Genomic DNA, 19,400 nt, shown 5'->3' on the forward strand with positions numbered 1-19,400 from the left:
ATTTGTTTAAGGACATCCACAAGCCTACGTTTCTTGAACAGGGATGAGACGCGTTGTATAAAGTATGGAATTTATAGATGAGAGTTAGAAAAATTCTGATTGGCAAAGAGACTTTTACAATTGCCCTTTTTATAGGTTTGCTGCTTATATTGGGTTCTCCTTTGCTTGCCCAATCGGAGTATGGAGAATTTGAAAATATAACTAAAAAAGAGGGCTTGTTGCACCTGAATATCACTTCCCTGTTCAAAGATAGTAAAGGTTTTATTTGGGTCGGCTCTGTGGACGGCTTAATGCGTTATGACGGAGTTCACTTTGATCTTTTCAGAAAAGGTAAGCGAGACAGTTCCGCAATAAGCGACAATGCAATTACCTTTATCACGGAAGATATCAATGATTATATCTTTTGGGTTGGAACGTTATGGGGTGGCATTAACCGGGTTGATATAATCAAAAATGACTACGTGCATTTTCCCATTGGTTCGGATAATAAGGGAATACCCATCCGAATCAGTTGTATTCATCAAATAAGCAAAGATGTTTTTTTGGTGGGAACTTACTTAAACGGATTGTACTTTTTTAATCCTTCAACGGGTAAATTTACTCCTACCGGATATGTTTCGGATCGTACATATATTTATGATATTATTAAAGGATCGGAGTCTTTATGGGTGCTCAGTGCCAAAGGACTGGTCTGCGTGGATAAGTCTGATGGAAGATATCAGGATATCCTGGATTTTAAATTTGATCATGAAGGAAATTTACTGGCCGAAAGCGGAGCTGATTATTCAAGGATTAGGGGATTACTGGAAGAACCAGATGGATTTCTGGTGTTCACCATGGCCAACGGTTTATATAAGTATAATTTAACAACCAGAAAAATAGAACGACAGTTTTTAGTAGATAAAGGAATTGTTTTATTGGATATCGAAAAGGATAGGAAAGGTAATTATTGGATTTCTTCCATTAAGGATGGACTCCTTTACTATGATGTTGAACGAAAGATAGTAAAGAACTACCGGGCAGATCAGAAAGACGGAGACAATAGATTGATATCTAACCAGATAAAAGATCTTCTCTACATAAACGATCAGGATGTGTTGTTCGTGGCTACCCGGAAAGGAATATCAAAGTTTGATTATCACCAGAATAGCTATAAGAAATTTAACGTAAATAGGCTGTCTAAAGGGAAAACAAGCGAAGTCGCATTGCTTTTTAAGGACTCACAGGGAACTTATTGGATAAGTTCCCAAAGCGGCAAAATCTATAAAAAGACCAAAAACGATGTTGGTTTTGCGTCTTTTGATCACCCTTATGCTTTCTATCCGTACCAATTCCTTCAAACTGACCCCGAGAATGTATGGTTAGTAAGTAACATTGGATTGTACAATTATAATCTACAAACGGAAAAACACGATTTAATCCGTTTTAAACAATGTGGTGTCATGGAGAATAGGATTAACCATCTGAATGCCGCACTTCAAGATGAAAGCGAAAACATCTGGTTATTAGGACAAAATGGTCTGGTTTTATTTAATACCAGAACACATGCTTATCAGTTTTTCAACCATGACTTTAGACAGGAAAATAACGGTTTTGTCAAGTTTGTTTCTCTGCATTACTCTATCGATAAGAAATATTTGTGGTTTGCGGAACGGGCAGGGACCCTGTATAAATTTAATCTGGAGACCAAGATGGTGGAAAAAGTAGTTCCCGAATACAACAAAAACACCCAACTGAAGCCCAGGCTGATTGTTGATTTGGAGATAGATGAAAAAGGGCGATTTTGGATAGCCACTTATGGAGCCGGATTATTGCTTTACGATCCGGTTACAAATAAGGTGTCGGACGAATTAGCCTTTGGAGAGCTGGAGAGTTATGTGTATAGTATTGTTTACGATAAGGCAGGGTCTATGTGGGTAAGCTCCAATTTTGGTGTCAGTAAAATAAATATCGATGATTTTACCTGGAAAACTTACGATCTGGAGGCCGGAAATCTTTCTCATGAATTTAATCAGCGTACTTGTTATATGGGCCAGGATGGAGCCATATTGTTCGGGGGGCAGGATGGTTTTGTGGAATTTGACCGTAACAACACCTATCAAAACAACTATAAAGCTCCCCCGGTTATTAGTGCCTGGAGCAAGAAAAATATCTCATCCATATTTATGTCAGATATTTATGACGAGGTATTATACATCAACGATACGGTAGTCAAATATAATCATTCAGATTCCAGGGAGATCAAATTTTACCCATCTGTTTTGAATTACTCTCATAGTCGGGATAATCGAATTTCATGGATGCTGGAAGGTTATGATGAAAATTGGATAGAAAGTTATTCTTCGTATCCAATCATGTTCAATAACCTTAAACCGGGAAGCTATACGCTCCATGTCAAAGGAATCAACAATGATGGTGTTAAAAGCCCAAAAGATGCCCAATTAAAGATAGTCGTAATTCCAGCGTTCTATCAAACCCTTGGATTTAAAATCTTGATCGCCCTTGCCGTTGCATTGATCATATATTTTATATTCAGGGTTCGAATAAAATGGTATGTCAACCAAAAGAAAGTTTTGGTACACATGGTGAATGAAAAAACCAAGGAAATATCCAAAGCCAATAAAGAGCTGAAAAATACCAAAGAAGAGATACTCAAGCAAAATGAAGAGCTTAACGTCCATCGTAATTATCTCGAAGATTTAGTAAAAATAAGAACCAAAGACCTGGAAAAAGCCAAATCGGAGGCAGAAGAGTCCGACAGGCTCAAGACCGCTTTTCTGGCTAACCTTTCCCATGAGATTAGAACACCGATGAACGCTATCATCGGATTCTCCAGCTTAATTAAATTGGATGATTTTCCTGATGGTCAGAAAAAAGAATTGATCCATCACATTGGCCAAAGTAGCGAAACCCTGCTGACCTTAATTGACGATATTATTGATATTTCGCGAATAGAGACAGGAAACGTTAAATTGACCAATCAGATAGTCAATGTGCCCGTCTTAATTGCAGAGACCATGAAAGAATTGAGTTTTGAGGATAGATCGTCTGATGTTACGTTCCACGAGAACTGTGAGTTGGTTGGCGATGATGAAAATGTTTATTCCGACAAACAACGCTTAAAGCAAGTTTTAAGCAATTTAATCAGGAATGCTTTTAAGTTTACCAAAATCGGACATGTAAAATTGGTGGTTAAAAAGGTTGACTCCAACGAGCTCGAGTCCATAGGTTTTAGCGTCAGAGGAATCGGCCAGAATAATATGAAACCTATTTTGTTTCAGGTAGAAGATACAGGAGTAGGAATCGAGGGAAAAGATTTAGGGCTTATATTTCAACCATTCCAAAAAGCCGAAAGAAACAAAGAAGTTCATAAAGGTATGGGACTGGGTTTGAGTATTGTGAAAAATATTATCGTTTTATTTGGAGGGGATATTATAGTACGATCAGAGCTCGATAAAGGTACCACCTTTAGTTTTTATATAAATGCCAACCCGGTAACTAGTTCGTAAAATTTTTTAATCCAATTCTTAATTGGGTCATCCACCTCACAAGGTTCACTTAAGCATACTTTGTTATGAACTCTGTTTTTTGAGATGTATTTGCTAAGGGCAATCGGAAAAACATCAGTGATAGATTTCTAATACATATGGCGGGCAGAATTGACATTGATGCACTCGTATACAATCTTCCAACAAGGATAAAACAATCTGTTTAATGTTTTCGGGTTTACGCCAAAGATGATCTTCTACTTATATTATATGACACCAATGATACTGCTTAGGCGTTCTGAATGATTTATTACATTTAGGACAGGTGCACATTTCTTATCACTTTACCCTAAGGTTAAACCCGGATTATGTATTGGAGGTTCGTCATGAGCATGGCAAGTACAATAAAACAAGGCATTATTGAAACGAGGCATAGCATCGTTCTGGTGAGTTGAAGTGATGCAACGAAGTGTCTTGTTTTAAAGTAATTTCAATGTGTAATAGAATTTCTAATGCATATAGCGGGTTAAAACAATTTCTGCAACTAGGCTGAGTTACTTTCCCGCCCTTCTATTCACGAAACTATACAGAACCAGTGAAACACCTATAATGATCATCCCCATTATGGGGATGAATTCTGGTTCTTCGCCAGGAATGACAATCCAACTTAATATAGCACCAAAAATAGGTATGATAAATTTCCAAATGTTCAGATCCGACACCAGCACATTGGGGCGTTGAAGCAACATAAACCAGATGGTGAAAGCGGCTGCAGATAAAAAACTAAGCCAGCCCAGAGACAAAAAGTAGGCGGTTGGCATATCGAAACCTGAAAAGGGCTCAAATAACAATGAAAATAAAAATAACACCAAACCACCAATGCTCATTTGCCAGGCACTTAATACGGTTGATGATATTTTCCCTTTTTGTTTAGCCACAAAGACATTTCCTATGCCTGATGAGATATTAGCTAAAACAAGTATGCCCATTCCCAAAATTTGTTGCAAACCATTCTTGCTGCCCCATCCTTTATGATATGCAATTAAAACAATGCCCCCAATTCCAAATGATATGGCAAGCAGTTTTTGAAATGAAATTTTATCGTTCTTTTGCATAACAGACGATACAAGGGCCGCAAATAGTGGTTGCGAACCAATAAGGATGGCAGCAATAGCACCGGGAACCAAACTAACACCCCAATAAAACAAACCGTAAAGTATAATAGTCTGAAATAACGAGACCCTAACGATTTGCCAAAAGTTAGTTTGAATAGCAGACAAAAACACTTTACTGTTTTTGGTAAGCGGAATGATTAATATCCCCGCCAAAAAGAATCTGATACCCGCAAACTGTAATGGTGTAGTGTATTGCAATCCGATTTTTATGCCCGCAAAGGCTGTTGACCAAAGTAAACATGCTATTATGGCCAGAAAGTAAGTGTGAGCTATAAGTTTTTTCATAAAGAATAATATGGTGCCAAGAATATTATATATGTGAGAAAAATGGTAAAGTTGATATAAACAGATCCGAATAAAAAGGTTCTAACGATATAACCACTTTACCAACTTGCGAACTTTGTTAATCCTTCAATTTCGGAAAGCCCAATAGAATGGCTAATATGGAGATAAGCCCCATCAAATAAGGATAAAACAGAAATTGCATGATCTCAAAAGGGGAAACACTGGCCCCTGCCAGTCCGATAACTGCTAATATTTGAGCACCGTATGGCAGTACGCCTTGCATAAAGCACGAAAAGGTATCTAAAATACTGGCCGATCTGCGCGGCTTTATTCCATATTCCGCAGAAATATCTTTGGCAAGTGGTCCCACCATTAAAATAGTAATCGTGTTGTTGGCAGTAAAAACATTGACTATTGAAGTCAACAGGGCAAGGCTAAATTCAGCACCCCGTTTCGATCTGGTGTTCTTACCGATCAGCCTGATAATGTAGTCGATACCACCATTATACCTGATTATTTCCACCATTCCACCCACCAGTATGGAAATAATAATAATCTCCGACATACCATCAATTCCGTTACCAATTGAATTAACCATACCCCAGGTATCAAAACTACCTATAGACAAACCAATTATCATAGCCAAAACTGAGCCAACCACTAACACCAGAAACACATTCATGCCAGCTAAAGCAGCTACAAGCACAAACAGGTAAGGTGTTATTTTTAACCATTGGTGCGCTATATCAAGGTTAATAGGCGGAGTACTTTGCTGTTTGTTTATCAGAAGGTAAATGACAAATGTAACAACAGCAGCGGGAAAAACAATTATAAAATTCACCCTAAACTTATCTTTCATTTTGCAACCTTGCGTTCTGGCGGCTGCAATGGTAGTGTCAGATATAAATGATAAGTTGTCACCAAACATGGCCCCTCCAATAACTGCTCCCAGCGCCAAACCGGGTTGAATACCGGTTTGTTCTGCAATACCCAGGGCAACGGGAGTAAGAGCTACCACGGTTCCTAGGGAAGTTCCTACCGATAAAGAAATAAAACAACCAATTACAAATATACCGGCTATTAAAATGTTGGCAGGAAGAAGGCTTAAACCAATGTTAACCGTTGCATCCACCGCACCCATTGTTTTAGCCAAATTAGCAAACACCCCGGCCAAAATAAATATCAGGCACATCATCATAATTCCAGCGTTGCCCATGCCTTTCAAATAGGTCTCGGTTCTGTCCTTGAACTTCCTTTTTGTGTTCATGGCCAAAGCAACCACCGAGGCTGCTAAAAATGACACGGGAACCGGCATCTTATAAAAATCACCGGAAATAACAGATGAAACCAGGTAGAGAATTAAAAATACAACAATTGGGAATAGGGATAATATAGGATGTTTTAGTGTTTTGATATCCATTATTTTTTTTTGCAAAGAAAGTTAATTAGAATGAGTTGGAAAAACCTGAGAAAAAAATACATATGAAATGTAAGGCTATAACCAATAAGTCGACAATATATACATAAAAGAATATCGAATCTATTAATCTTAAAATAACGTGATTATGAAATCAGAAAAAAGGAGTATCCTTAAAGGTGTTGTAATAAGTGGAATGATTGCAGGCACAATGCCGGTTATGGCCAACTCGGGTAACTTGTTTAACTACGAGCATATGGGGAATGGTTCTGAGCTAAGAGCAGAGCTTTTAGGACAATATGGCTCACCGGTTGACTTACAAAATGCGGGTTCCGGAGATTATTTGGTTGGTGAAGCCAAATGTGGTGAGGGAAAGTGTGGCGAAGGAAAATGTGGGGAGGAAAATAAAAAAGAAGCCAAAAAGAAATCTAAAACCGAGAAAAGCGAAAAAACCTCAGAGGCTAAATGTGGCGAAAAGCCGAAAGAAACCAAAAAAGAAAGTAAAGAGAAAACCGGAGAGAGCAAGTGTGGCGAGAACACCTGTGGCGGAGATGAATAGTTACGGTATTTTTCAATATTCTGAACAAAAAAACGCTTTAACGGACGTTAACATGCAATGAATAAATCGAATACTGCCCAAAGCAAAACGCTTTATTGTGAATGATAGGATGCGGAAGGAAGCATAAATTGTTTTTGCATTAACCCGGATTATGCATCGGTGGTACGTAATGAGACTAAACTACCATAAAACAAGGCGTTGCTGAAAGGAGGCACAACTCCGTTCTGGTGAGTTGAAGCAAGTTAGTGAATCGCTTTGCTTTGAAGCTGCTTAATTGCGTAACAGGATTTCTAATGTACATGGCGGATTAATTGGGTAGTAGTGCGGAGTTGCTGTTGTTTGGGTATATGGATGCAGATGCGACCAATATGTTTTTTTTGATTCTTAAGTTGAGGCAATCGCATCCCGATTGTTCAGGCAACAGCTTTTTTTTGTGAAAGGCGCTATCCTTTCTAAAGTTTAAATCTTTGGAAAAGATGATGTCCTGTCGATCGGTATTTCCCATAAATCATGAAAGTTTTAATATAATGGAAAAAACTATAGCGAAGGTAGGTGTTGGATTTCGGCGTGATATCGCTGAAGAGTTTCTGCATAACGATACATTTAATCCTGATTTTATTGAGTTCGCTCCGGAAAACTGGATGGGTATGGGGGGTTACTGGAAAAAAGTGTTGGATAAAGCTGCGGAAAAGTATCCCATCACCTGCCATGGGTTATCTTTATCCATTGGAAGTGCGGAACCACTGGATTATGACTTTTTAAAGGAGTTGAAAACGTTCTTTAAGGGTTACAAAGTTAAAATATACTCGGAACATCTATCCTATACAAAAAGTAGAAATGCACATTTGTACGATTTATTACCTGTTCCTTTCAGGGACGACGCCATAAAGCACATTGTTGATAGGATTAAAGAGGTACAAGACATTCTGGAGCGAACAATAGCCATCGAAAACGTATCGTATTACATTTCGCCCGGAGCCCAGATGGATGAAGCTACTTTTGTCAGGTCAATTGTGGAGGAGGCGGGTTGTGGGCTCTTGCTGGATGTGAATAATATTTATGTAAATAGTTTTAATCATGGGTACAATGCCAAGGAATTTATTGATAAAATGCCTTTGAACAAGGTATCCTATATTCACATGGCTGGACACGAAAAAGTAAGTGACGATTTGATTATCGATACACACGGACAACCGATTATTGACCCGGTGTACGAATTGTTTGGGTATACCATCAACAAAATGAAACCTGTTCCTGTATTGTTGGAAAGAGATTTTAATTTTGAAGATTTTGATGGCATTGTTGAAGAATTTGGCAAATTAAAATCAATCACGCATAAAAGTTGGGAGGTATGTCATGCATCTTAATTCGGAAACAATTGAAATACAACATAAACTGTCGGAATATTGCCGTACCGGTAGGTATGTTAAAATAAACGGTGTGAACAAGGAGCGGGCAAGTCATTATAGGCGACTGGTTTTGGGCAATGTAAAAAACACTTTGGAAAGGGCTTATCCTATTACTTTGGAATGGTTAAATGAGGATGAGTGGCTTAAGCTAGTCGATGAATTTTTTGAAAAGCACGATTGCCAAACACCCAAAATATGGGAACTTCCCGAAGAATTTATGGACTTTGTGGTACAGGCTAATTATGCCCATAAATTTAATAAGCCTGCTTTAAACGATTTACTGTTAATTGAGTGGGTGGAGATAGAGGTACATACTGCGATGGAAAAAGTTACTTTGGCTTACCAAAAAGATGTAAACCTGCTTTTTGATAAAATAGTATTGACGCCAGAATATAGTCTGCTTAAACTAGAATATCCTGTTCATGCTTTGAATGCGGATGAAGCTGCCTCTAAAAAGGGCGAATGGTTTATTTTTGTGTTTCGAAACCGGGAAACCGATAGTGTGCAATTCCTTAACATCTCACCGCTGCACGTTTTTGTGATTGAAAAGCTATATGAGCAGCCTCAATCTATGGAATCCCTATTACCTTTAATATCTTCCGTTTTTGGCTTAACAGATTTTGAACCACTCAAAGTACATCTTCAATCTTTTCTATCCGATTTACACAAAAAAGGGGCGTTACTGGGTGGTTTGGTTTAATATTTCATTCAACAAATTCTTTGAACACCTTTGTAATCCATTTCCTGTTTGTGTTCGACATACTCAATCAGAACATCGGCTGATGCTTCTCCGGTTGACGCTCCTACATCGCCATGATCAAAATTGTAGGATACGGAGATGTAGGAGTTCATGGCCACTTTATACGATTTGCTCTGGTCTAACAAATTTCCATCAAAATCGTAAGTGTTATGTAACCGTTTGATGGGTGATAAGTATACCCGACACTTTTAAATCGCTGGGATTACTGTTTTTGATAAAAGTAAATAGTTCATAATAGGATAAATTAAATATCATTAATTCGTTTCTAAACGGATCGTTCTGATAAACATCCTTTACAAATATATCGCCTTGTGAAAATGAACTTGTTATACCCCATAATGTTGAAAAGAAAAGTCCGCATTGTATTTTTAGGTAAGAGTATATGATCCGGCCTGACAAATCAAAGCATTGTTGAATAGTTGGGGTTGCGAAACAGCTGAATGCGTGCGACTTCCAACAACTACGTCTAACTCATTATTATTCACGGCTAAGCTTTCATGGAACCAAGTTCTAAATGTGATAAAATCACAAATATATTATCATTCTTTTTTAGATGGGTATACTTCTTAATCCCGTTTTATAATAAGGGAAATAACATCCTTCCTCCTTGTCGGAATGAATTGATGAAATATACTTTTCTCCTACTTTTTCACCAGTTTCATTCCCAACATCACCGGTTCAAATTCTTTTTCCGATATCAGAGTTTCATACCACAGTGGTTATTGTTTGACCTAAGTCCCCTGCGGTAGCGTCAATATTGACAAATTTAAAAGGAAACTCAGCTTGCTAAATACGCTAGTTTAGTTCTTCCTCTCCTTAGTCGAACTCATGGTTTCCTATTACAGAAAGATCAAAACCAACTTTATCCATAAAATCAATGATTGGATATCGAGCTTATCATACGTCTCTACCAATGGATTACCACTAAAAATATCTCCTGCCAAAAGAACATAAACATTATCACCGGTATCCCTACGCCTATTAAAAACGGCCGATATTTAAGGAATTGCATCAATATTGGGGTGCAAATCGTTTAAATGCAGAAAGACTCTGTCCTCCATAAGAATTGTGTCATTCAGGATATTAGTAGAATCTTTGACTTGACCGTTTTGTTCATCATCTAAATCTGCTGAGTCATCGTTAGAACACAAAAAAAACTTACAGAAAAGACAACGGCAAGTATGAAAGGAAAGTTACTTTTATTGAACTGCATATATTTATTAATCTTCAATTGATCATAAAATAATAAAAAAACTCCCTTTTTTTGAAGGGAGCTTCTTTCTAAATGATAATTTCTTTTACTCACATGGACAATAAGTGCTATACCATCCCCAATTTTTGCCATCAAATTCGGTTCCTGTACTCCATGCTGTTTCTTCCCATTTTTCATTACCCATCGTTTTAGATACCACGGCATGGGCAGCAATCGGCCAACATCCGTTTTCATCTTTACAAATATTTTCGAGATCCGCCAGTGGAATCATTAATATTCCATTATCAAAGTCTTCAATATGATATGGGAAGTTCCCGTTTTTAGGACTGCCCTTTTTAGTGGCAGGCATTTCTTCAATGCAACCTACATAAACATGTGCTTCATCAAGTGTGTATTCACCACCAAGTTGATAATTAATATAAAGCTTGTCATCTGCTTCCCAAATCACAAGATCTCCCACGTCGTAGTGCTGGGCAGCTATAATGTCTCCCACTTTTTCTGGAGGACATGGGTTACATTCTTTAAGACAGTAATCTAAATAATAATTATAACTATAAGTATTGTCCGAGGTTACCCACCAATATCTGCTAGTTGTAGGATTATACATTTTGATTTTGATATTTATTTTAATGCATTCTGACCATTCAATGATTTTGGGAATTTTATAAATCACAATCTCTGGTCTTGGATCCGAAGAAAAGTGTTTTTGGTAAGGGAATGATCCATAATTTGCATTAGGCGTTTCTCCTTCACTAAACATGTTTAAAGAAAGATAATGTATTTGCCAGCTTTCTTCTGCAGTTACTTTTATATAGAGGAAATCTATATCGTTGAAAATTGATACCATCGCAGCTCCTAAAAATGGAAAGAAATCAGCCTCCTCACATGTTTCTATTTCAAGATCTTGGGTCGTATAATACCAATTGTTTGTTGACATATATTCCCATTCATCGAGGTGTCCACTTTTTAAATCTGCGGAGTCAGAAATTATCTCATTCATTTCTTGTTGTTGGGTACAAGATGTGATTACGAAAAGCGACATCACTAGTATCCACGAAAGGTATATTTCTTTTTTCATAACAGTGTTTTTTTTGATTATAACATCGTATAAATTTCCAAGTTTTCGAAGGCAAAGTCAATATTTTTTTGACAAAGCTCCCATAAGTCAGGGTTAGTATTTATTTTTAAGATATAAAACGTCCCCACCCGTTTCAAATATTACGAATAAGTAATATTTTCGGCTATCTAGTGATTTGTTTTGCTTTCGCAGAATAAATGAAAAGTAAAGGCATTGAAATACGGCAACAGTCAGGATTTGTGTGTAAAGTAGACAATAACCCCTTTCAAGATTACTGTAAGAATATTAGCTTAATAATTAAGAACATAGTCCATCCCTATTTCATTATACGGATCGAATTTACACAACATAATAGTAAGAAATACTTAATCTTAGTAATTGAGGAAACTTTATTTTTAATTGAAATGGTCAACCAAATCAAAAAAAGCGATAAATACTAATAGTGAGTATACCCATTCAATTTTGATAAAACTGCTGTTGGGACGTCACTACCACCAATAACCACGATAACTCCTTGATTAACTGACTCAGGTAGTTTTATTGAAAAAAAGATGAGGATAGTTAGAAACAAAAAGAGTTATGAAGTAATCCTGGTAAGAATTTTTATTCTTCTCATCTATTTTTCGTGGAATCTTATTTACAATATTAATTGGTGGGGTAAAAATAAAAAAGTTGGAACAATCTTATTGTCTTTAAGTACTATATTATTCACTATATTTGATATTCAATCATCAAGTTTATAAATATGAAGTATTTGTTCGCTTTAGCAACAATCATTAGTGGAATTGTTTTTTTTAGTTGTCGAAATCCCGAACCCAAACCATTAGAATCGGGTGTTTCTCTTGCATTGGCGGAAGAAAGATTTAACGATATTTCCAACATCGAATATAAGCTGGAACTTACAATTCCAGATTCGATGCAAAATGATATTGAAGGCACTGCGCTTATCTCCTTAAACAAAAAGAATTCTAAAACTCCACTGGTGCTGGATTTTGTAAGCACTACCGATAAAATACAAGCCGTATTGGTGAACGACGAAAAAGCGTTTTTCAAGCTGGAAAACGAGCATTTAGTAATCCCGCCACGTTTTTTGCAAAAAGGTAAAAACAAATTAGAAATCACTTTTATTCTGGGTAACGGTGCGCTCAATCGCAATGATAACTATTTCTATTCTCTTTTTGTACCTGCCAGAGCCCGGACCGCTATTCCATGCTTCGACCAACCGGATTTAAAAGCCAAAGTTTCTTATTCCATCAGCATGCCCAAAAACCTAACAGCTATAACCAATGGTAAACCTGAGTATTACGAAGATATATCCAAGAACAGAAAGTTGGTTAGTTTTGCCTCCTCCAAACCAATAAGCACCTATCTGTGGGCTTTTGCTGTAGGGGAGTTAAAAAAAACAACACAAAAAAGAAGCGGAAGGGAGATTTCCATATACCATATGGAAACAGACTCTAACAAGATAATAAGAAATACGCCTGCTATTTTCGACCAGGTATTTCATTCAATAAACTGGTTGGAAGATTATACCGAAGTAGATTTCCCATTTTCCAAGTATGATTTGGTATGTATTCCTTCCTTTCAGTTTGGAGGTATGGAACACCCGGGGGCTGTATATTATCGCTCGGAACTGTTGTTTCTGAGCGAAAGCCCTACCCAACAACAATTACTACGAAGAGCTCAGCTTATCGCACACGAAACAGCCCACATGTGGTTTGGCGATTTAGTGACCATGAAATGGTTTAGCGGGGTATGGCAAAAGGAAGTGTTTGCCAATTTCATGGCCGATAAAATTGTGGAAGAACAGTTCCCCGCATTAAATCACAAGCTCACCTTTTTAACCAGCCACTTTCCCGCCTCTTATTCGGTAGACAGAACCATTGCCGCCAACCCCATCCAACAAAAACTTGTTAATCTGAACGATGCAGGCTCCATGTATGGAAACATCATCTATCATAAAGCGCCCATTATGATGAACCAGCTGGAGAACCTGACTGGCAAAGAACAGCTTCGCAAAGGATTGGGTAAATATTTGAAGGATTATAGCTATGCGAATGCTACCTGGTACGATTTAATGGAGATTTTAAATGATTTGTCGGAATATGATTTGCAACTTTGGAGCAATACATGGACCTATGCGGCAGGTCGCCCCATTATTAATTTCAACTTTGAAAATAAGCAGTTGGTTATTAACCAACAACCTGAATATGGAGATACCAATAAAGTATGGCCACAAAGAATCCAATATTGCAGAATCAATGCTTCGGAAAAAATAAATGAGGAGGTTGAATTATTATCGGCTAAAACCGCTATCGAAGATGTAAACATTCAACCTGAATTTATACTTCCCACCATCAACGAAGGCGGGTATGGTTTATTTTTAATGGATGATATCTCGTTGGAATATGCCATTAACAACATTCATGTATTGGCTGATGAGTTGGCAAGAGGTGCAATGTTGGTTCAGCTTTTCGAAAACTTTATGCATGGAGAAATAGCTCCTTCCCGATACTTAAATATGTTACAGACTATGGTATCCAACGAAAATAACGAACAAATATTGACTTTAGCCTGTAACCAACTTGTGGATGTATTTTGGCGTTTTACCACCGAAAAATTAAGAACAGAACTTGGTAATAGCATAGAACAAACCCTATTCAACCAAATCAGTATTGTAGGATCCACCGGAACAAAAAAGTTACTTTTTAATGCATGGTCACAAATAGTCGCTACCCCATCCGGTCTAAAGAAACTCAAACAGGTGATTAAACGGGAAAAGGTATATGGAGCCTCACTTTCCGAACGGGATGTAAGCGCTGCTGTATTAAACCTCGCACTGAAAGATAAAACGTTAGACCAACAGTTTGTTATTTCTTATACGGGCAAACTCAAAGATGAAGAATTAAAAAACAAAATGCTTTTTGTTAGTCCTGTGTTTTCATCGGACAATACCGATTTGGATAAATTTGTTACCGGACTGCAATCAGAAGCCAACCGAAAACAAGAAAATTGGGTTCTGACTGCACTTTCCTTTTTGCACCATCCCTACCGAAACGAACATTCGATAAAATACTTAGAAGTTTTACTTGATTTAACAGAAACCATCAAAGAAACCGGAGATATATTTTTCCCTATTGGATGGTTAAACAATACGCTGGGGGGTTATGGTTCCCTTGAAGCGGAAAAAATCATTGATTACTTTTTTAAGGACAATCCAAATTATCCCGAAGATTTAAAACGCAAAATATTGCAGTCGGCAGATATGATTAAGCGGAGCAGAATGGTAAAAGATAAGTATTTGGATTGATATCACAAACACCGCTAAGGCACCAGGTTCACTAAGGTATACTTAGAAATAACCTGGTGTTTCCCAGTGCTCTTTGTCCCTAATTGGTATTTTATATCTGCGCTGACATTTTTAAAACATCTTCAATTTTTGCCAATTCGTCTCTGTTGAATTCCAGATTTTTCAGGCTCTCCACACTATCCTTTAGTTGACGGACGGAACTCGCTCCTATCAGAACAGATGTTACCCTTGGATCTTTCAATAACCAGGCTATCGCCATTTGCGCAAGTGACTGACCACGGTTAACGGCCAATTCGTTCAGATTCTTTATCACCTCCAGCTTTTCCGGTGTCAGATGCTCTTCTTTTAAAAAGAGGTTTCGTGTCATGCGTGATCCTTCAGGTATGCCCTGCAGGTATTTATTGGTTAATAAACCTTGTGCCAAAGGCGAAAAGGCAATCAATCCGATACCTCGTTTATCAACCACATCCAGCAACTCCTCTTCAACCCATCGCTGAAACATGCTATACCGTGCCTGATGAATCAAACAAGGCGTACCTAATTCGCGCAAAATGGATTCTGCCTCACGGGTTTTATCCGCCGGATAATTAGAAATACCCGCATACAATGCCTTCCCTTGTCTTACAGCATGATCCAGCGCCATCATGGTTTCTTCCAAGGGTGTATCAGGATCAAAACGATGTGAGTAGAAAATATCCACGTACTCCAGTTTCATTCGCCTTAAGCTTTGGTCCAGGCTGGAAATTAAATTTTTACGTGAACCCCATTCTCCATATGGGCCAGGCCACATATAATATCCGGCTTTGGTAGAAATCAATAACTCATCGCGATAAGCTTTCAGGTGATTGTTCAGTACCTTTCCAAAGTTTTCTTCGGCACTTCCGGGTTCAGGACCGTAGTTATTGGCCAGATCAAAGTGCGTAATCCCTTTGTCAAAAGCTTCGAAAATAATGGCCTTTCCATTTTCAAAAACGTCTACCGAGCCAAAGTTATGCCATAATCCTAAGGATATTGCCGGCAGTTTAATTCCGCTTCTACCGCATCGCTGGTAAAGCATTTCGTCGTATCTCTTGTTTTTTACCTGATGTTGCATTTTTTATTATTTAATCAGTAATATGTAAACTTTAATCCGTTAAAAATAGAATCATTTTTTCAATGGCACGCTGACATACAGGACAAAACGCGCGGGCTTCGTTCGATTTCATTCTGCAATCATATGCAGGACGATAAACACCCTTTGCCACATATCCACCTCCTTCAAAAACGCCAACTTTACGAAAGTATTTTTCTTTGGCAGGCGTTGGAACAGGTGTTGAAGAATCAATCATATCCTTCCATTTGCCCTCAAATTCTTTTAGTGTTGTTAAATTAGGTTGCCATGGTTCAATGGCTTGGTTAAAATAATCGCTGTAACTCACTTCCGAAGTGTAATACTCATCACCTAAGCCGGCAAAGGCATGTCCAAACTCATGTATAAAAACCGTTAAGGAGCGGTGGTTATCCACGGAAGTCAGCGAAAAATGATTATAGATTCCACCTCCCCCATATTTATCGGTATTGGCAATAACATATATCTGATCGTATGGTACCAAAGCGGCATAATCCCTGATTAAAAAGGTATTTGTACTTGCCAGATATCGATCTGAATTTAACGTATTAAAACTTGATCGCAAAGCCGTATCCTTCCATATATCTTTTCTCGGATCCGTTACTCCTGATTCTTCCGAAATAGCATCCACGGCCCAAATATTAAATTTCTTTTGGAATTTATCAAAGGGAGCTTGTGTAAATAAGTAATTGCTCAATCTGAGGATGTCGTCGTGAAACTTTTCAATCTCGTCCTTAGTATAGCCGTCCCCGATAAATGCAATATCTATACATTCATCCTTTGAACCATTATCTATTAATTTATGTGTGCCGATGTTTTTAAGATGAGATTTAGATACGCCATCATCATTAGGCTTTATCTCTGCGTGAAATAACTCATAAAACGCCCCGTTTCTCGTTCTTTTTTCAATGGATACTAAAATATTATCCCTCGGATATGGTACAGTCAGTGTTTGAAAAAAGCTCTTGTCCACCAACTCAGCCTCCTCTGTTGTTTGCCATTCTTCAAGCAAGGAACAAAAGCCACGCGTATAAATATCTTCCTTACTTTCTGCATCCTTCACAACAATTCTAAACTCGCCATATTCAAACTGATCAATCGTTTTAAGCAATGTACCTCCAAAATACGGTTCTTTCTTTAACTCAAAAATCGAAGCATGGGTTTCTTTCGCATTCCCACTTAATATAAAATCAATTCGTAAACTTCCATTCTCAAAATATTCCTGAAACTGACCATATGATAAATAACCCAGGTTAAGAAAAAAAAGAAGAATTAATACAATCTGTTTCATGTTGGAACAATTTTACTTTTACTTTTGTATGTTGAACAATGTACAAATAATTGAATTTAAAAATACTGCTCAATGTCAGATATCATCATTAAAGCACAGGTTGACGTCGAAAGTTTAAAATCATCTTTTGATAACCTGATGCAACGTACCGGCCTTAGCGATGAAGTAATCAGTTATTTAACTGTTGCTCTTTTGTCTATCCTTGCCATCCTTCTTGCAAAAGCAGCTCACTTTTTTGCAAAAAAATATTTGGTGCACACGGTAGAACGCTTTATGTCGAAAACCAAATCGAAATACGACGATTTCTATGTAAAACGTAACTTGATTAGCAGAACTGCATTAATAGTTCCCGCATTGGTAATTTACGCGTTTACCGATTTAATTTTCAAGCCCTATCCGCAAGCCTACAGCCTACTTAACAATATCGTTTCATCTTATTTTATAGTGGTTATATTGTTGATGGTAGATTCGTTTTTAAAAGCCACACAAGATATTTACAACGTTCAACCTTATAGCAAAGACAGACCTATTAAAGGGTATGTTCAGGGCATTCAACTAGTTATAACTCTGGTAGGTATTTTAATTATAGTTTCTATCATTTTCGGGGTAAAGCTCACTGAGGTATTTATTGGACTTGGAACTATTGCGGCTGTTTTAATTTTGGTTTTTAAAGATACTATTCTTGGTTTTGTGGCAAGTATTCAATTATCGGCCAACAATATGGTTAAGCCGGGCGACTGGATTGTAATGCCGTCTCGCAATACAGACGGGACGGTATTAGAAATAACCCTAAACACGGTAAAAATTCAGAACTGGGACAAAACCATTTCCACCGTTCCAACTTACGCCTTGGTTAGCGAGAGTTTTATTAATTGGAAAGGAATGGAGGAATCGGGAGGTAGACGCATTAAGCGTTCCATTAATATCGATATGAAATCGGTAAAATTCTGCACTCCCAAGATGATTGATAAATTTAAGAAGGTAAAATTCTTGCAAGGTTACATTGAAGATAAGCTTACCGAGTTGGAAGAATATAATCAGCAGTTTGATATTGATGAATCATCCGCTATTAACGGAAGAAACCTGACCAATCTGGGCATTTTCAGAAAATACTTGGAAAGCTACCTTACTCACCATCCCAAAATACACAATAAGATGACCTTTCTGGTTCGCCACCTGCAACCCAATGAGAAAGGTTTACCTATAGAGATATATGTTTTCAGTAATGATCAGGCATGGGCCAACTATGAATCTATTCAAGCAGATATTTTTGACCACATTTTGGCGGTTATCCCCGAATTTGACCTAAGGGTCTTCCAGTTTCCCACTGAACAGGTTCAAAATCAGCAAATATTTGAGGAATAGCTGTTATTTCCTATATTTTTTCAAAAAATAATCCACTTGCGTTGTATGCCTGCCCCTAACTTGCGCAAACCAAAACCAAACATGATAACGCTTTGATTTTGAAGCATACCTGCCTCGGAGTATCGAAGCACATCTGCAAGTGCTTATAATTTATAAGCAATATCCGAAATTAATTAATATTAAATTAATAAATATGACAATTTTTGTTGAATATTAGGAGTTGGTTTTATAATTTAGTGCCGATTTATTATAAAAACCAATTAAAAAACTACAAATTATAACCAACAAGTAAATCATGGATAGCCGACAAATTGATAGTTTAGATAAAAAAATATTATCTCTTATCATAAAAAATGCACGTATTCCTTTTTTGGAAGTGGCAAGGGAATGTAAAGTATCAGGTGCAGCCATTCACCAACGAATACAACGCTTGATGAATTTGGAAGTAATCAAGGGTTCTGAATTTATTATCAACCCGGCAAAAATAGGATATCACACCTGTGCATTTATGGGTATTTTTCTAAAAAAGGCAAGTCTGTTCGATAAAGTGGTTGAGATGTTACACGAAATTCCACAAATCACGGAATGTCACTATACAACCGGATCGTATGCTATCTTCATTAAAATTTATGCCAAAAACAACGAAGATTTAAAACGCATGTTACATGATAAACTACAATCCATAACAGGTATTTCATCTACGGAGACTATTATATCGTTAGAAGAAACATTTAAAAGGCAATTACCGGTTGATTAAAATTACTTGAAGATATGACTGACTCCGATTGTTCCCAGATATCGGAGTTTTTTTTTATTCTTAATTCTACGTATTCATGGACATTCACATCCGTTTAACCCGCAATAGGCATTAGAAATTCTATTACACCTTGAAATTACTTTAAAACAAGACACTTCGTTGCATCACTTCAACTCACCAGAACG

At 37.4% G+C, this 19,400-nt stretch carries 13 protein-coding genes; 7 read left to right on the forward strand and 6 right to left on the reverse strand.

The features are described from left to right. The first annotated feature begins 77 nt into the window (after positions 1 to 77). Positions 78 to 3,509, forward strand: a complete 3,432-nt coding sequence (locus ACRD64_RS02740) for an ATP-binding protein (protein ID WP_430931626.1) — start codon at positions 78 to 80, stop codon at positions 3,507 to 3,509. Between the two features lie 533 nt (positions 3,510 to 4,042). Here ACRD64_RS02740 and ACRD64_RS02745 read toward each other — a convergent pair. Next, positions 4,043 to 4,948: a DMT family transporter gene (locus ACRD64_RS02745; RefSeq protein WP_430931627.1), complete on the reverse strand. Its 906-nt coding sequence runs from the start codon at positions 4,946 to 4,948 to the stop codon at positions 4,043 to 4,045. A 118-nt stretch (positions 4,949 to 5,066) separates the two neighbouring features. Beyond that, positions 5,067 to 6,383 (reverse strand): Na+/H+ antiporter NhaC family protein, encoded by a 1,317-nt coding sequence (locus ACRD64_RS02750; protein ID WP_430931628.1) that lies wholly within the window; start codon positions 6,381 to 6,383, stop codon positions 5,067 to 5,069. A gap of 130 nt (positions 6,384 to 6,513) precedes the next feature. Here ACRD64_RS02750 and ACRD64_RS02755 point away from each other — a divergent pair, with 130 nt between their 5' ends. The 3 genes from ACRD64_RS02755 (at position 6,514) to ACRD64_RS02765 (ending at position 9,033) form a co-directional block, all read left to right on the forward strand. Then, entirely contained in the window at positions 6,514 to 6,924 is a 411-nt protein-coding gene (locus tag ACRD64_RS02755) for a hypothetical protein (RefSeq protein ID WP_430931629.1), read from the forward strand. Between the two features lie 527 nt (positions 6,925 to 7,451). Then, complete coding sequence (locus ACRD64_RS02760; RefSeq protein ID WP_430931630.1) at positions 7,452 to 8,291, forward strand: HvfB family MNIO-type RiPP peptide maturase; 840 nt, start codon at positions 7,452 to 7,454, stop codon at positions 8,289 to 8,291. Then, the gene (locus ACRD64_RS02765) at positions 8,281 to 9,033 is read left to right on the forward strand and encodes a DNA-binding domain-containing protein (RefSeq protein WP_430931631.1); all 753 of its coding nucleotides are present in this window, start codon (positions 8,281 to 8,283) and stop codon (positions 9,031 to 9,033) included. Before ACRD64_RS02760 ends, ACRD64_RS02765 begins: the two co-directional genes overlap by 11 nt. Positions 9,034 to 9,041: 8 nt before the next feature. On the opposite strand, the gene ACRD64_RS02770 is transcribed toward ACRD64_RS02765, so the two are convergent. Next, on the reverse strand, positions 9,042 to 9,185 hold the full coding sequence (locus ACRD64_RS02770; protein WP_430931632.1) for a hypothetical protein: 144 nt from the start codon (positions 9,183 to 9,185) through the stop codon (positions 9,042 to 9,044). Between the two features lie 1,206 nt (positions 9,186 to 10,391). Continuing rightward, a complete protein-coding gene (locus ACRD64_RS02775) occupies positions 10,392 to 11,384 on the reverse strand; it encodes a hypothetical protein (protein WP_430931633.1) in 993 nt (330 codons plus the stop codon). Between the two features lie 745 nt (positions 11,385 to 12,129). Between ACRD64_RS02775 and ACRD64_RS02780 the strand changes: the two genes are divergently transcribed. Then, positions 12,130 to 14,694: a M1 family metallopeptidase gene (locus ACRD64_RS02780; protein ID WP_430931634.1), complete on the forward strand. Its 2,565-nt coding sequence runs from the start codon at positions 12,130 to 12,132 to the stop codon at positions 14,692 to 14,694. Positions 14,695 to 14,785: 91 nt separating this feature from the next. Here ACRD64_RS02780 and mgrA read toward each other — a convergent pair whose 3' ends face one another. Together mgrA and ACRD64_RS02790 are read right to left on the reverse strand one after the other, a co-directional pair. Then, positions 14,786 to 15,787, reverse strand: a complete 1,002-nt coding sequence (gene mgrA, locus ACRD64_RS02785; protein ID WP_430931635.1) for an L-glyceraldehyde 3-phosphate reductase — start codon at positions 15,785 to 15,787, stop codon at positions 14,786 to 14,788. A gap of 31 nt (positions 15,788 to 15,818) precedes the next feature. Next, positions 15,819 to 17,093, reverse strand: coding sequence for a M64 family metallopeptidase (locus ACRD64_RS02790; protein ID WP_430931636.1), 1,275 nt, complete (start codon positions 17,091 to 17,093; stop codon positions 15,819 to 15,821). 72 nt (positions 17,094 to 17,165) lie between these two features. Between ACRD64_RS02790 and ACRD64_RS02795 the strand changes: the two genes are divergently transcribed. Then, a complete protein-coding gene (locus ACRD64_RS02795; protein ID WP_430931637.1) occupies positions 17,166 to 18,458 on the forward strand; it encodes a mechanosensitive ion channel family protein in 1,293 nt (430 codons plus the stop codon). A 295-nt stretch (positions 18,459 to 18,753) separates the two neighbouring features. Further along, positions 18,754 to 19,215 (forward strand): Lrp/AsnC ligand binding domain-containing protein, encoded by a 462-nt coding sequence (locus ACRD64_RS02800; protein ID WP_430931638.1) that lies wholly within the window; start codon positions 18,754 to 18,756, stop codon positions 19,213 to 19,215. Positions 19,216 to 19,400: the final 185 nt, after the last annotated feature.

The sequence above is a fragment of the Saccharicrinis sp. 156 genome, assembly GCF_050589685.1.
GTDB lineage: Bacteria > Bacteroidota > Bacteroidia > Bacteroidales > Marinilabiliaceae > Saccharicrinis.